The 14,419-nt window shown below is 62.2% G+C and carries 13 protein-coding genes; 1 reads left to right on the top strand and 12 read right to left on the bottom strand.

Going from position 1 to position 14,419, the window contains the following annotated elements; all coding sequences use genetic code 11:
- The first annotated feature begins 162 nt into the window (after nucleotides 1-162).
- Nucleotides 163-2,340, top strand: coding sequence for a glycoside hydrolase (locus K7431_RS13415; protein ID WP_012721660.1), 2,178 nt, complete (start codon nucleotides 163-165; stop codon nucleotides 2,338-2,340).
- A gap of 116 nt (nucleotides 2,341-2,456) precedes the next feature.
- On the opposite strand, the gene K7431_RS13410 is transcribed toward K7431_RS13415, so the two are convergent.
- The 12 genes from K7431_RS13410 to K7431_RS13355 all read right to left on the bottom strand — a co-directional run bounded on the left by K7431_RS13410 (nucleotide 2,457) and on the right by K7431_RS13355 (nucleotide 14,389).
- Nucleotides 2,457-3,083 (bottom strand): class I SAM-dependent methyltransferase, encoded by a 627-nt coding sequence (locus K7431_RS13410; RefSeq protein ID WP_012721661.1) that lies wholly within the window; start codon nucleotides 3,081-3,083, stop codon nucleotides 2,457-2,459.
- Between the two features lie 40 nt (nucleotides 3,084-3,123).
- Entirely contained in the window at nucleotides 3,124-3,768 is a 645-nt protein-coding gene (locus K7431_RS13405; RefSeq protein WP_012721662.1) for a methionine ABC transporter permease, read from the bottom strand.
- On the bottom strand, nucleotides 3,758-4,873 hold the full coding sequence (locus K7431_RS13400; protein WP_012721663.1) for a methionine ABC transporter ATP-binding protein: 1,116 nt from the start codon (nucleotides 4,871-4,873) through the stop codon (nucleotides 3,758-3,760). The genes K7431_RS13405 and K7431_RS13400 overlap by 11 nt, the downstream gene beginning before the upstream one ends.
- Nucleotides 4,870-5,685 carry a MetQ/NlpA family ABC transporter substrate-binding protein gene (locus K7431_RS13395; protein ID WP_012721664.1) on the bottom strand — a complete coding sequence of 272 codons (816 nt, stop codon included), beginning with the start codon at nucleotides 5,683-5,685 and terminating at the stop codon, nucleotides 4,870-4,872. Before K7431_RS13395 ends, K7431_RS13400 begins: the two co-directional genes overlap by 4 nt.
- A gap of 81 nt (nucleotides 5,686-5,766) precedes the next feature.
- Nucleotides 5,767-7,119: an LLM class flavin-dependent oxidoreductase gene (locus K7431_RS13390; protein ID WP_012721665.1), complete on the bottom strand. Its 1,353-nt coding sequence runs from the start codon at nucleotides 7,117-7,119 to the stop codon at nucleotides 5,767-5,769.
- A complete protein-coding gene (locus K7431_RS13385; protein ID WP_012721666.1) occupies nucleotides 7,119-8,312 on the bottom strand; it encodes an SfnB family sulfur acquisition oxidoreductase in 1,194 nt (397 codons plus the stop codon). The genes K7431_RS13390 and K7431_RS13385 overlap by 1 nt, the downstream gene beginning before the upstream one ends.
- A 24-nt stretch (nucleotides 8,313-8,336) precedes the next feature.
- Nucleotides 8,337-9,578 (bottom strand): SfnB family sulfur acquisition oxidoreductase, encoded by a 1,242-nt coding sequence (locus K7431_RS13380; protein WP_012721667.1) that lies wholly within the window; start codon nucleotides 9,576-9,578, stop codon nucleotides 8,337-8,339.
- Between the two features lie 187 nt (nucleotides 9,579-9,765).
- A complete protein-coding gene (locus K7431_RS13375; RefSeq protein ID WP_043204634.1) occupies nucleotides 9,766-10,530 on the bottom strand; it encodes a hypothetical protein in 765 nt (254 codons plus the stop codon).
- A gap of 374 nt (nucleotides 10,531-10,904) precedes the next feature.
- Entirely contained in the window at nucleotides 10,905-11,651 is a 747-nt protein-coding gene (gene tcyN / locus K7431_RS13370; RefSeq protein WP_012721669.1) for an L-cystine ABC transporter ATP-binding protein TcyN, read from the bottom strand.
- Nucleotides 11,652-11,654: 3 nt separating this feature from the next.
- Nucleotides 11,655-12,320 carry a cystine ABC transporter permease gene (gene tcyL, locus K7431_RS13365; protein ID WP_012721670.1) on the bottom strand — a complete coding sequence of 222 codons (666 nt, stop codon included), beginning with the start codon at nucleotides 12,318-12,320 and terminating at the stop codon, nucleotides 11,655-11,657.
- A complete protein-coding gene (gene tcyJ / locus K7431_RS13360) occupies nucleotides 12,320-13,114 on the bottom strand; it encodes a cystine ABC transporter substrate-binding protein (RefSeq protein WP_012721671.1) in 795 nt (264 codons plus the stop codon). Before tcyJ ends, tcyL begins: the two co-directional genes overlap by 1 nt.
- Before the next feature lie 279 nt (nucleotides 13,115-13,393).
- Nucleotides 13,394-14,389, bottom strand: a complete 996-nt coding sequence (locus K7431_RS13355; protein ID WP_012721672.1) for a D-cysteine desulfhydrase — start codon at nucleotides 14,387-14,389, stop codon at nucleotides 13,394-13,396.
- Nucleotides 14,390-14,419: the final 30 nt, after the last annotated feature.

The following is a 14,419-nucleotide window of genomic DNA, read 5'->3' as shown; positions in this document are numbered from 1 at the left end:
GTCAACGGGAGCAAGCTCCCTCGCCACGGCAAGGCCGTTCCCACATTTTGATCCTCATTGACCTTTTGCTCCGTGGGAAACGTCTGGAGGTGATACGCGTTGCCCCCGCCAGCCATTGAGTGGTCTACCCTCCCGACTTTCATTCCGTTCGGGTCCAATCCCATGCGCTACCTGCGTTCTGTTTTGTTGCTCTGCGGTGCATTCCTCTCGCCGCTGACGTTCGCCACCGTTCTGGAAAACACCCTGTGGCGGGTCGAACTCGACCCGGCCACCCTTGCTATCCGCGTTACGCCTAACGGCCAGCCGACGATACAGGCCTCCAGCGGCGTCGCGGCACGTGCCGTCAGCCAGCTTGAGCAGCGCGATCAGCAAGCGAGCTGGCAATGGGATGACGGCGCCTTTCGGGTGAGCGCCAGCCTCCAGCAGCGTGACCTGGCGCTATCCATCACGGCGCGGGAAGCGGGTGAGCTGCCGATCCTCTTGCAACCGGCGAATGCCCTGGGCAGGGGGCTGATGTGGCCGTTGGCCGAGGGGCATTACGTGCCCACCGGGAATGCCGTGTGGAAGGCTTTCCTGCTGGAGCAAGGTGACTTCAACACCACCCAGGATCTCAGCCTGCCGCTGTGGGGTGTCGATCACGGTGGGTTCACCCTCAGCTGGTTACTGACCAATCCCTACAACAACCGCCTGCGCTGGCAGGAAAACCAGGCCCTGTCAGTGGCCCATGAATTCACCACGCTCAACCCCAGCACCCCCATGACCCTGCTGTTGCACCTGGGTGAGGCCGATCCGTTGGCTGGCGCCAAGCGCTACCGCCAATGGTTGGTGGAGCAGGGCCGGTATGAGCCACTGGCTGACAAACTGCGGCAGACGCCCGAGGCCGAGAAGCTGCTGGGCGCCAGTCATGTCTACCTGTGGGGCAATGACTTGCTGGCCCCCGAGGATGTGCGCGATTGGCCGCTATTGCTCAAGCGCTTGCGCGGGCATGCGCTCCAAGGCTTATTGGACAGGGAATCCGCCAAGTTCCTCGCGCAGGGTTCCCCTTTGAATCGCTATGAACAGACGGTAGTGCTCCGGGGCCTGAATGCGGCGATCAACAAAAAGGCTCGGCAGCGTTGGCAGGTAGAGGAACCCGACATGACCCCGCTCGCCGCGCGCTATGGCGAGCTGCGTAGCGAGCTGGCCGTGGACTTTGCCGGGGCGCTGAGTGATACGCCCGCACACTGGGGCAGCCAGGTGATCCAGGCATTGCGCAGCTCAGGCCTGCCGCGTTTGCTGCTGACCTTGGGCGAAGGCTGGGAAGGCGGTCTCTGGCACCCCGAGGCGATCCGGGCCGGGGTCGACGCGGGCTTCCTGATGGCCCCCTATGACTCCTATGAAACCGCGTTGTCGGCCACGGAAAATCCGGATTGGACCACCGCGCACCTGGGCGGCAGGGCGTACCGCGAGTGCGCGATTGTGCTGAAGGACGGCAAGCTGAAAACCGGTTTCCAGCAGTCCGGCCACTACACCGATCCGCGCTGCGTGCGGCCTCTGCTGGAGGCGCGTGTACAGGCTGTCCAGGCAAAGGCCGGTTTCAACGCCTGGTTTCTCGATGCTTACGCCACCAGCATGGTCTTCGACAGCTACCGTGACGGGGCCACAATGACCCAGGCGCAGAACGCCGAAGGCAACATCGACGCTTCGCGCTGGCTCAATACCGTACTCAAGTTGCCCGCCGGTTCCGAAGACGGCAACGCTATCACCGCCCAAGGCATCCTGTTCGCCCATGGCATGCAGACGCCGGTGATTGGCTGGGGGGATCGGGAGATGACCCAAGACAAGCAATCGGCCTATTACGTGGGTAATTGGTATCCGCCGGAGCAGCCGGCCGTGTTCTTCAAGCCCGTGCCGTTAAAAGAGCCGTTTCGTACGGTGTATTTCGAGCCGACCATGCGCCTGCCGCTGTACCAGGCGGTGTTCCACGGCTCGGTGATCACTACCCATCACTGGCTGTTCGACAGCTTGAAGCTGAGCAATGTGCGGGCTGAAAACGAGCTGACGCAGCTGCTCTATAACGTGCCGCCGCTGTATCACTTGAGTGCTTCGACGGTTAAGCGGCGGCTGCCGGCGATACAGCGCCAAGACCGGTTTTTCCGGCCGTTGCACCAGCGGTTGGCGACCCAGGCGATGACGGGTTTTCGTTGGTTGACGGCGGATAGGCAGGTGCAGGAAACCACCTTTGCCGATGGGACGCGGTTGGTGGCTAATTTTTCTGGCGAGGAAAGAGAGGGCTATGCCGGGCGCAGCGTGACTGCACATGGGGTGGGTGAAAAAACGCTGGCGTATCAGGTGGAGTAAGGTTGCCTCAGCAGGCGTCATCGGGGGCAAGCCCCCTCCCACATATTGACTGTATTCACAAATCAAACTGTGGGAGGGGGCTTGCCCCCGATGGCGTCAGACGAGGCAACGAAAATCTACAGCTTGCGCCACACACTGGCCAACCACGGCTGCTGCTCCCTCGGCAATCCCGCTGGTCGATAGTAATGCTCCAGCTCCACGAACCCTGCCTGCGTCAGCAACGCTTGCCACGCCGCCAGGTCGTGATACGACCCGTACCGAGGTCCATTCCAGCCTTCCTGGTTTTCACCCCGAGGGTTGGAACTGAACAGCACGCCACCCGGCTTCAACGCCCCTTGCAACTGCTTGAGCACACGCGGCAGTTCCTGCTTGGGAATATGAAATAGCACGGCATTGGCGAAAATCCCGTCGAAGCGTTCGGCGGGCAGGTCCAGCTTCAGGAAGTCCTGCTGCATCACCTCACAACCACTGTCTTCCCGCGCCATCTGCGCAAACCGCTCGGAGCCGTCCAGTCCTACGGCGATATGCCCCATGCGCGTGAACGTCTGCAAATCGCGCCCCGGCCCGCAGCCGAAATCCAGCACGGTAAAGGGCGCCGTGCCCTGGATATGCCGCAGCAGCGCGTCGATGTTCTGGCTCACGTCGTGGTCGCGGGTGCCTTCGCGGAAGTCTTCGGCCACTGTGTTGTAGTGGCCGAGGGTGGTGGCGGTGATGGTGTTGAGGTCGTCGGGCTTAAGAGTCATGACGGGTAATACCGGGCGTCTTCGATGGCCCGACTATACCTCACCTCTTGTTGAGCACCCGCGCCAACCGATCACCGCCCAACTGAATCACCGCCACGAGGATCACCAGCAGCACAATCACGGTGAGCATGATCTGCGTATCAAAACGCTGGTAGCCGTAGCGGTAGGCGATATCGCCCAGGCCGCCCGCGCCAATCGCGCCGGCCATGGCTGACGAGTTGATCATGGTCACCAGGGTGATGGTGAACCCGCCGACAATCCCCGGCAGCGCTTCCGGCAGCAGCACGTGCCAGATGATGTGCCAGCGGCGGCAGCCCATGGCTTGCGCGGCTTCGATCAGGCCGTGATCGACTTCGCGCAGGCTCACTTCGGCAATGCGCGCAAAAAACGGCGTGGCGGCGATGGTCAGCGGCACCACGGCCGCCCATACGCCGTAGGTAGTGCCGACGATCAGCCGCGTGAACGGGATCAACGCCACCATCAGGATCAGGAACGGAATCGAGCGGAACAGATTGACGAACGCCCCCAGCACGCGGTTCAACGCCGGTGCCTGGTAGATGCCGCCCTTGTCGCTGGTCACCAGGAACACCGCCAGTGGAATCCCCACCAGCAGCGCAATCAATGACGACACGCCGATCATCAACAACGTGTCGATGGCGCCCTGCACTAAACGATCAAACCACATAGCCCAGCACCTCCACCTGTTGTGCCCAATTGCCGGCGCGGTTACGCAGTTCTTCTGCGCTGTGGGGCGAGCCCTTCACCGCCAGCAGCAGTTGCCCCAGGGCATGCCCCTGGATGCGTTCCACGCCGCCTTGCAGCAAGCGCACGCGCCCGCCGAGGGCGCTGAACAGCGCGGCCAGGTCCGGCTCGTCGGTATCACTGCCGGTGAATCGCAGGCGTAGCACCACCGAGGCATCGGCGGTCGCTGGTTTGGCCTGTAAACGGCTTTGCAACTCGTCCGGCAGCCCATGTTGCAGCGGTGCCAGCAGGGTCTTGCTGACCTCATGTTGCGGGTTGCCGAACACTTCCCACACCGGGCCTTGCTCGACGATGCGCCCGTGTTCGAGCACCACCACGCGGTCGCAGATGTCGCGGATCACCGCCATCTCATGGGTGATCAACACGATGGTCAGGCCCAGGCGCTGGTTGATCTCGCGCAGCAGGCCGAGGATCGACTGGGTGGTCTCTGGGTCGAGCGCCGACGTGGCCTCGTCGCACAGCAGGATCTGCGGGTCGTGCACCAGCGAGCGGGCGATGCCCACGCGCTGTTTCTGCCCGCCGGACAGCTGCGCCGGGTAGGACGTGTGCTTGTCCTGCAGACCCACCAGCTCCAGCAGCTCGCGCACCTTTTTCTCACGCTGCGGCTTCGGTACGCCCGCCACTTTCAGCGGTAGCTCGACGTTCTGCCACACCGTCTTGGCCGACATCAGGTTGAAGTGCTGGAAGATCATGCCGATGCGCCGACGCAGCGCCACCAGGCGGTCTTCGTCGAAGTCACCGATGTCCACCTGGTCGATCAGCACCCGTCCGCTGCTAGGTTGTTCGAGGCGGTTGATGGTGCGAATCAGCGACGACTTGCCGGCACCGCTGCGGCCAATGATGCCGAACACTTCACCGCGCTGGATCGCCAGGTCGATGCCTTGCAAAGCATGCACGGTGCCGTCGTAGGTCTTGCCCAGGTTGATAAAACGCACGTGGGCGCGGTTCAGGTCCGGATGCAGTTCGGTCTGCTCGGCGTCCCTGGGCGGCAAGCCCAGGTCGCGCAGTTGAGAGTGGGCGGCGGTCATTTTTTATCTTCCCAGCCGACCTGATAGAGCTTACCGAGGGACTTGTCCAACGCAGCACGCACCACGGGCGAATGCTGGTAGATGTCGACGAACTTGATCACCCGCGGGTCGGTCTTGCTCTTGGGCTGGATCACGAACTGGATCACGTACTCCGGATGGTCGAGGCCGTCGAACAACAGCGCCGACTCGGCATCGAAGGTCTTGGACAGGCGGATATACGCCGGGTAACCCTGCACCAGGTCGGCATCGTCATAGGCGCGCACCAATTGCACGGCCTCGACTTGCAGGATCTTGATCTTCTTCGGGTTGGTGACGATGTCTTCTTCGGTGGCCTTGTAGCCTACGCCCGGTTTGAGCGTGATCAAGCCCGCCTTGGCCAGCAATTGCAGGCCACGCCCGCTGTTGATCGGGTCGTTGGCAATCGCCACGCTGGCGCCCTCGGGCAGGTCGCTGATGCGCTTGTACTTCTTCGAATACAGGCCGACGTTGTTGATGATGCCCGGCGCGTACGGCACCAGGTCAAAACCGGCGGCGGCCTTGGCGTTTTCCAGGAACGGGATGTGCTGGAAGTAGTTCACGTCGATATCGCCGGCGGCCAGGCTGACGTTGGGCGCGATCCAGTCGGTGAACTCCACCAGCTCGACCTTCAGGCCTTGTTTACCGGCTTCGGCCACGGCGGCTTCCAATGGAATGGCGAAGGCAGCGGTGGTGCCGATTTTCAACGGTGCATCGGCGGCGAACACCGCCGAGCTGAACAGTCCGAAAGCCAAGGCCAGTGCTTTGACTGGGTGGGAGAGCAGTGTTTTTTTCATGGTCGATTTCCAGTCATAAGGTGTTGGTGAAAGCAATGGAGATCCAATGTGGGAGGGGCAAGCTCCCTCCCACATTTTTGATCAGTGGCGGTAGGTGGATCCGGTGTGTTGTTCGGGCAGGCGAGCCGTGCCGTGGAAGACTTTTTCCCGAAGGGTGCCGGTCTCATAAGCGGTCTTGTACGACCCACGGCGTTGCAACTCCGGCACCACCAGGTCGATAAAGTCCACGTAGCTTTCCGGCGTGACGATGCGCGTGAGGTTGAAGCCATCCAGGCCGGTTTCGCTGATCCAGGATTCCAACGCGTCGGCAACCTGCTCGGGTGAGCCGACCAGGGTGATGTAGCGGCCGCCCAGGGCGTGTTGCTCCAGCAACTTGCGCCGGGTCCAGTCGTTGTTCTGCAGGTTCTTGGTGGCCGACTGGATCGCGTTGCTCTTCACGTACTGGATCGGTTCGTCCAGTGCGTATTGGGCAAAATCGATGGCGGTGGACGCCGAGAAATGTGCCACGCCGGCTTCCGGGCTGGCGTAGCTCAAATATTCAGCGTGCTTGGCCCAGGCCAGCTCCTCGGTGGTGCCCACGATCACGTTGAGGCCCATGAACACCTTGATGTCATCGGGATTACGCCCGGCCTCGACCGCGCTGGCGCGCACCTTATCGACTTGGACCTTGGTCGCCGCCTTGTTCTGCCCGCTGATGAATACACATTCGGCATGCCGCCCGGCGAACAGCAAGCCGCGATCCGAGCTGCCGGCCTGGAATAGCACCGGCGTGCGTTGTGGCGACGGCTCGCACAGGTGATAACCCTCCACTTGATAAAACTCGCCGTGGTGCTCGACCTTGTGCACCTTGCCCGGCTGCGCATACACCCGCGCCTGCGGATCATTGAGCACCGCGCCGTCTTCCCAGCTGCCTTCCCAGAGTTTGTAGAGCACCTCCAGGTATTCATCGGCCTGGTCGTAACGGCGGTCATGTTCGACCTGCTCGGTAAGGCCCATGGCCTTGGCGGCGCTGTCCAGGTAGCCGGTGACGATGTTCCAGCCCACGCGGCCACGGCTCAGGTGGTCGAGCGTGGACATGCGTCGGGCGAACAGATACGGCGGCTCGTAGGTGAGGTTGGCGGTAAGGCCGAAGCCGAGGTTCTTCGTGACAGCCGCCATCGCCGAGACCAGCAGCAACGGGTCATTCACCGGCAGCTGGATGGACTCCTTGAGCGGCACATCGATGGAGTTCTGGTACACGTCGTAGACGCCGACGATATCGGCGATGAACAGGCCATCGAACAGCCCGCGCTCCAGGGTTTGCGCCAGGTCGGTCCAGTATTCAATCGTCTTGTACTGGGTGGACGTGTCCCGTGGATGGGTCCACAGGCCGTGGTTGATGTGCCCGATGCAGTTCATGTTGAAGGCATTGAGCAGGATCTTCTTTTTGCTCATCAGAGGGTCCCCCGCAGCGGCGGGTTTTCATCGTTGAGGTAGTAATTGCCCACCGCGTGGTACTTCCAGCGCACCGGGTCGTGCAGGGTGTGCACGCGGGCGTTGCGCCAGTGGCGGTCGAGGCCGTGCTCGGCCAGGGTCGCCTGGCTGCCGGCGAGTTCGAACAAGGTGCTGCCGGCGGCCAGGGAGATTTCGGTGCTCAAGGCGCGCACTTCCGCGACGGCAATCGAGGCGGCCGCAACCGTCTCGGCATTGCTGTCGGCCTGGGCACGGTCGAGGAATTCGCCCGAGCGCTCCAGCAGCGCTTCGGCAGCGTGCAGGCGGATGCTCAGGTGGCCGAAGCTTTTCAGGGTCAGCGGGTCTTCGGTGGCTTTGTCGCTGCCGGAGTCGATCCATGGGCGGGTCTTGGTGCGTACGAAGTGCAGCGCGTCTTCAAAGGCCGCACGGGCGATGCCGGTGTCGATGGCGGCGTGGAGGATCTGCGCCAGGGGGCCGACCGTGGTCGGGCGCTCGAAGGCGCTCTGGAACGGAATCACGTCCTGAGCGGCGACCCACACGTTGTCGAACACCACCGAACCGCTGCCGGTGGTGCGCTGGCCGAAGCCGCTCCAGTCGTCGATTACGGTCAAGCCGTCGCTGTCGCGCGGCACAAAGGCGAGTTGCTGCACGCCCTGTTCATCCACCACCGAGGTGGGAATGCGTTGAGCGTAGATCGCACCGGTGGAGTAGAACTTGCGGCCGCTGATGCGCAAACCGTCGCCGTCGCGGGTGATTGAAGTGACGCGGTCATGGGCGGTCTTGGTGCCCAGTTCCGCCAGGGCGTTACCGAAGCGTTGACCGGCCAACACTTCGGCGTACAAGCGCTGTTGTTGTGCGGGGCTGCCGTTCACACGCAGCACTTCAAAGGCATAGAAATGATTTTGCGGGATCTGGCCCAGGGACGCATCCGCCTGGGCGATCAAGGCGATGACCTTAGCCAGGGTGACGTTGGACACGCCCGCGCCGCCGTACTCCTTGGGCACGCTGATGCCCCACAGGCCGGAGCGCGAGAACACGTCCAGCTCGGGCAAGGGCAGGCGCCGCTCGCGGTCACGCTGGGCGCTGTCGCGGCGGAAGTCTTCGGCCAGGTCGCTGGCGACAATAAGGGCTTGTTCGTCGCTGGTAATGACCGCGACGGGGTGAGAGAAAGTCATGATGTTCTCCAGATGTCTGGTCGGTCAGATCCAGGAATGGCGAGCCGGCAAGGTACCGTTCAATCGATAGGCGCCAATGGCGTGATACTTCCAGCGCACCGGGTCGTGCAGGGTGTGCACGCGGGCGTTGCGCCAGTGGCGGTCGAGGTTGAATTCGGCAAGGGTGGCGCGGCTGCCGGCCAGTTCGAAGAGCTTTTCGCTGACCAGCAGCGACACTTCGGTGGTCAGCACCTTGGCCTCGGCCACCGCGATGGATGCACGTGCCGCGGATTGCGCGGTGATCGGCGCGGCGCTGACCTGGTCCAGCACCTGGCCGGCCTTGCGCAGCAGTGCTTCGGCGGCGTGCAGTTCGATCTTCAGCTTGCCGATGTCGGCGATCACATACAGGTCATCGCTGGCGCGTTCGACCTTGGCGTCGATCCACGGGCGCGAGCGCTCACGCACGAACGCCACGGTGTCATCCAGTGCACCACGGGCGATGCCGGCGTCGATGGCGGCCTGGATCAGTTGCGAGACGGCACCTTGGATATTCGGGGTTTCGCCGATACGCCAGTTTTCAACGACCAGTTCGGCATCCACCGGCACGTGGTCCAACAGCACCGTGCCGCTGGCGGTGGTGCGTTGGCCGAAGCCGGACCAATCGTCAACGATGCGCAGCCCTTCGGTGCCACGGCGCACAAACGCCATGACCTGCTTACCGTCATCGTTCAGGGCTTTTACCGCGACCCAATGGGCAAACAATGCGCCGGTGGAGTAGAACTTCTGGCCGCTGATCACGTAACCGTCACCTACGGTGGTGAGGCGCGCCTTGAGTTCCAGGGTGTTTTTGGTGCCGCGCTCCGGGCCGCCGTTGCCGATGCGCCAGCCGTCGAGCACACTCTGGAACAGCTGCTTTTTCTGGCGTTCGGTAGCGGCGCCCTGCAACAGGTGCAGGATGCCGAAATGGTTCTGCGGGATCTGCCCGAGGGCCGGGTCTGCCGCGCTGATGATCGCGAACACGTCGGCCAGGGTCACGAACGACACCTGCGGGCCGCCGTATTCACGCGGAATGGAAATACTGCCCAGCCCACTGCGGGTGAACTGCTCGATCTGCGCCCATGGCAGCTTGCGCTGCTGGTCACGCTTGGCGGCTTGCAGGCGCGCAGCCTGGGCCAGCTCATGAGCGGCCGTCAGCGCCTCTGCGTCGTTACGCAGCACGGCGGCCGGCAACAGCAGGGGGGCTACGTCCAGATCACTCTGGGGGGGTGTTAGAGCCAAGTTAGACATCAGCGCCGCTCCTTGGCTGCACGTAATGCCCTGGCGTTATGCACCGGGGTAATTCTGACCATACCGACCTCGCATTCAATGAAATAAAAACAGAAAAATCAGGAATGTCCGGTGGTCCGGTGTATATACCCTAAGCGTGTTAAATATTTAAATAAACTAACTTTTGGGAATATGCATAGAAGGTCTCTCACCCCGGTTCGCAAGGTGACCCCATTGGTCGCGGCTGGTAGATCAGCTCAGCCCCGGCCGTGCGGGTGGGGGCCTCGGCGGCAATGCGCACAGTACGGGCGGGCGCCCAGCGTGAATTGTTGCCGACGCGATCCAGAATGCAGTAGGTCACTTCCAGTCGGCAGTCGTCGCCGGCTTCGATAATCACCGTTGACGGTACCCATACCTGTAACGCCAGGCCGATGTCCTTGGCCTGGACCTGGGGCAGATCCAGGCGCGCATCGCCCCAGCGCAGCGTGATGGCATCGCCGCGGGTCATGTTCAGGTAGGGCTCGATGGTCAGGGGAATGCCGCGTCGCACCTGCCTGGCGTTGACGCCATAGCGGCGGATGGTGTCGGGCAGGCCTACGGGGGCGAGGTTGTGGTTTTCGTCGCGGTACAGGGGCGAGGGCTGGCCGCCTGGGTAGAGGGTCTTTACGCGCACTTGCGCCACCGCCGAACGTGCAGGGCAACGGCCGACTTGCATGACCTGGTAATGCACCCGGGCCGGGCCATCCAGCACGAAACTTTCCGGCACCCGAAGGTGGGTGATCGCGCCGATCCTGCAGGCCGTTACCCGGCGTGAAGCGGCAAAACAGTTGTTCCAGAACAGCTCGATCAGGTCGCCTTCATCCATGCCGGGATACGGCGCAATGTCGACTTGCAGGTGGGTGGCGGCCAGGGCGTTGATGCCATGACCGATGGCCTGGGGCAGCGTCGGGGCGGTGAGCAGGGTGTGCGTCATAAGTAATCTCCTTGATGCAGCCAGCAGCAATCGTTCCGGACCTTTTGGCGCGGGTGCGCGGGGGGCCGAAAAGAACGATTCAGTGAGTAGCCGGGATAGGATCCAATCCTCTGGGCGCTAGATAAGAGGGTTGGCCAAGGAGCGTCAATGGCGGCAAAAGGCTAAACGGCGGGTTTGGAGATATTCAGAAGGGTCTGACTGGGAGGGGGCTTTTATGGCGGCTGCGAAGAGGGCTTTTACCGGGGGGGTACGCGGAATTCCTGTAGGAGCCGCTTGTTGTGGCGAGGACGCTTGCTCCCGCTGGGTTGCGCAGCGGCGCCCAGCTTTTTGGCACTCCAGCGGGAGCAAGCGGCCTCGCCACATTCAAGGGTGTATCAGTGGGCGAGGAATTTACTCAGGAACTGTTTGGTGCGCTCTTCCTTGGGGTTGGCAAACAGCGCCTTGGCTTCCCCTTGCTCCACGATCACACCCTTGTCGAAGAAGATCACCCGGTTGGCCACATCTCGGGCGAAGCTCATTTCGTGGGTGACGATGACCATGGTGCGGTTTTCTTCGGCGAGGCTGCGGATGGTCGCCAGCACTTCACCCACCAGTTCCGGGTCGAGGGCCGAGGTGGGCTCGTCGAACAGGATCACCTCCGGCTCCATGGCCAGCGCACGGGCAATCGCCACGCGCTGCTGCTGGCCACCGGACAGGCGCCGTGGGTAGGCGTCTTCCTTGCCCGCCAGGCCGACCCTGGCCAACAACTGGCGGCCCAACGCGACAGCGGCGTCGTGCGGCATCTTCTTGACCACGGTGGGGCCTTCGATGACGTTTTCCAGCGCGGTGCGGTGGGGGAACAGGTTGAAGCTCTGGAACACAAAGCCCACGTGCTGGCGCAAGCGCCGCACCAGGCTCTGTTGCTGGTTGATCGGCTTGCTGGTGTCGATCTCGATGTCACCCACCTTGATGCGGCCGCTGGTGGGTTGCTCGAGGAAGTTCAGGCAGCGCAGGAAGGTGGTCTTGCCGGAACCGCTGGGGCCGATGATGGCGATGACTTCGCCTTCCTTGACCTCAAGGTCGATGCCGTTGAGTACCACCTGACCGTTGAATTGTTTGGTCAGTTTTTCAACCACGATCATGCTTCAGGACTCCAGGTCATGCCGGTTGACCCGGTCTTCCAGACGATTTTGCAAATGCGCCAGGATGCTCGCCAGGATCCAGTAGATCAGGGCTGCGGACAGGTACATGGTGAAAATTTCGAAGGTTCGCGCAGACACCAGTTGCGCCTGGCGGAACAGCTCGGGCACCTGGATGGTGGCGGCCAGCGCCGTGTCCTTGACCAGCGAAATAAAACTGTTGCCCAGCGGCGGCAGGGCCGTGCGCATCGCCTGCGGCAGGATGGCCCGGCGCAGGGTCTGCGCACGGGTCATGCCGATACTGGCGGCAGCTTCCCACTGGCCACGCTCGATGGAGGCGATGGCGGCGCGCAGGATTTCACAGGCGTAGGCGGCCATGTTCAGCGAAAAGCCGATCATGGCGGCGGGGATCGGATCCAGCTCGATGCCCACTTGCGGCAAGCCGTAGTAGATCAAAAACAGCTGTACCAGCAAGGGCGTGCCGCGAAAGAACGACACGTAGACACGGGCGATCCAACTGACCAACTTGAAGCGCGACAAACGCATCAAGGCCAGGCCGAAGCCCAGCACCAAACCGAAAAACATCCCGCCCAGGCTAAGAATCACCGTGTAATACGCGCCCTTGAGCAGAAAGGGCGCGGAGTCCAGCGCGAGTTGGAAACCTGCTTCCATTATTGAGTGACGTCAGCGTTGAAGTATTTCTCGGACAGCTTTTTCAAGGTGCCGTCGGCGCGCAGCTTGTCCAGAGCCTGGTTCACAGCGGCCAGCAGCTCAGGCTCGCCTTTGCGCAGGGCAATACCGGCTTCCTGACGGGAGAAGGCATCACCGGCGGCAGCGGTGTCCGGGGCTTTCTTGGCGTATTCCAAAGCCGCGAGGCGGTCGATCAGGATGGCGTCGATGCGGCCGATGCGCAGGTCCTGGAACTTGGTCGGGTCGTCGTTATAGGTCTTGATGATGGCTTTGGGTTGGTTGTCCTTGAGCCATTGTTCGTAGTTGGTGCCCAGGCCCACGCCAACTTTCTTGCCGGCCAGGTCGTCGGCGGTCTTGATGGTGTCGACGTTTTTCTTCAGGACCAGCGCCTGGATACCCGAGACAGTGTAAGGCTTGGAGAAGTCGTACTTCTTCTTGCGCTCTTCGGAGATGGTCACTTGGTTGACCACGGCGTCCAGGCGCTTGGACTCAAGGGCTGCGAGGATGCCGTCCCACGGGGTGGCTTGCAGCTTGACCTTGACGCCCAGCTCTTTGGCCAAGGCTTCGGAAAGCTCAACCTCGAACCCGCTGAGCTTGCCGCTTTCATCGACAAAGCTGAACGGTGGATAGGTGCCTTCCAGGCCGATCTTGATCTCGCCGGCTTTCTTGATGTTGCCCAGTTGTTCACCGGCAACCGCCTGCCCCAGCAGGCCCGCCCCGAGAGCCAGGCCCAAAGTGCCAACCAACAACGTGCGACGGAATACAGAAATAGTCATGAAGAGCCCCTGTGTTTTTTATGTTGAGCGAAGCAGGTGACGCAGTAGTCGTATCCTGCCTTAAAGCGCGTAGCGCGTCTTCGCCTACGGCGCGATGATAAAGCCGGTTTTTAAGACTTGAAAATAATATAAATCTAAATTCATATTCTATTTTTGAATATATGTTGAGTCTAATGTGGGAGGGAGCTTGCCCCCGATAGCGGTGGGTCAGTGATACATGCATAAACTGACACTGCCCTATCGGGGGCAAGCCCCCTCCCACATTTAGCCTGCGTTTATTCAGTTGAAAACCGAGTCATAGGCAAACAATGCCGGGGCCCCACCGGTGTGCAGGAAAATAATCGGGCCATCCTCGAACCGCTGACGCCCGATACCGTCCAGCAAGCCGGCCATGGCCTTGCCAGTGTAGACCGGGTCCAGCAGCAGGCCTTCCTGGCTTGCCAATAGCTTGACCGCCGAAAGGGTGCCGGCGTTCGGTTCGCCATAACGCGGGCCGAAATATTCGTCCCACAGGATCACCTTGAAGGCGTCGGGGATCGCCACGCCCAGCAACTCGGCGGTGCGTTCGGCCAGGCCCTGCACTTTCGGGCGCTGGGCTTCGTCGGTACGCGACACGGTGACGCCCATCACCGGCAGGTTCGGCAGCACTTCGCTCAAGGCCAGGGCCAGGCCACTGTGAGTCCCGGCACTGCCGGACGCCAGCACCACGGCGGCAAAGTCGATGCCGCTGTCTTGGATCTGTCCGGCCAGCTCCAGGCCGGCGCGCACATAACCCAGGGCGCCGAGGGCATTGGAGCCGCCGATGGGCACCAGGTACGGCTTCTTGCCGTTGCTGCGCAGACGGTCGGCGAGGGCGTTGAGCTGGTCGTCGACGTTGTCGAGGTTCTCCACCAATTCTACCTTGGCGTCGAACAGGTCCAGCAGCAGGCGGTTGCCGTTGCCCAGGTAGCTAGGGTCTTCGGTGCCGGTGGGGTTTTCCAGCAGGGCGACACAGCCCAGGCCAAGCTTGGCAGCCAGCGCAGCCGTCTGGCGCACATGGTTGGACTGGATGGCGCCGGCGGTCACCAGGGTGTCGGCGCCCTGGGCGATGGCATCGGCGGCGAGGTATTCGAGTTTGCGCAGCTTGTTACCGCCCATGGCCAGCGGCGTGGTGTCGTCGCGTTTGACGTAGATGTCCCGGCCCAGCCAAGTCGACAGCCGCTCGAGTTTTTCCAGGGCAGTGGCGCCGCCCAGCAGGTCCAGGCGATTAAAACGGTCGAGCTGTTGTTTGATCATGGTTACGCACGGTTGCTGAGTGGTGGGGCG

It is taken from the genome of Pseudomonas fluorescens group sp. (assembly GCF_020093335.1).
Lineage (GTDB): Bacteria > Pseudomonadota > Gammaproteobacteria > Pseudomonadales > Pseudomonadaceae > Aquipseudomonas > Aquipseudomonas petroselini.
Note: the sequence above shows the minus strand (reverse complement) of the source record. Positions and strands in the feature narration are given on the sequence as shown.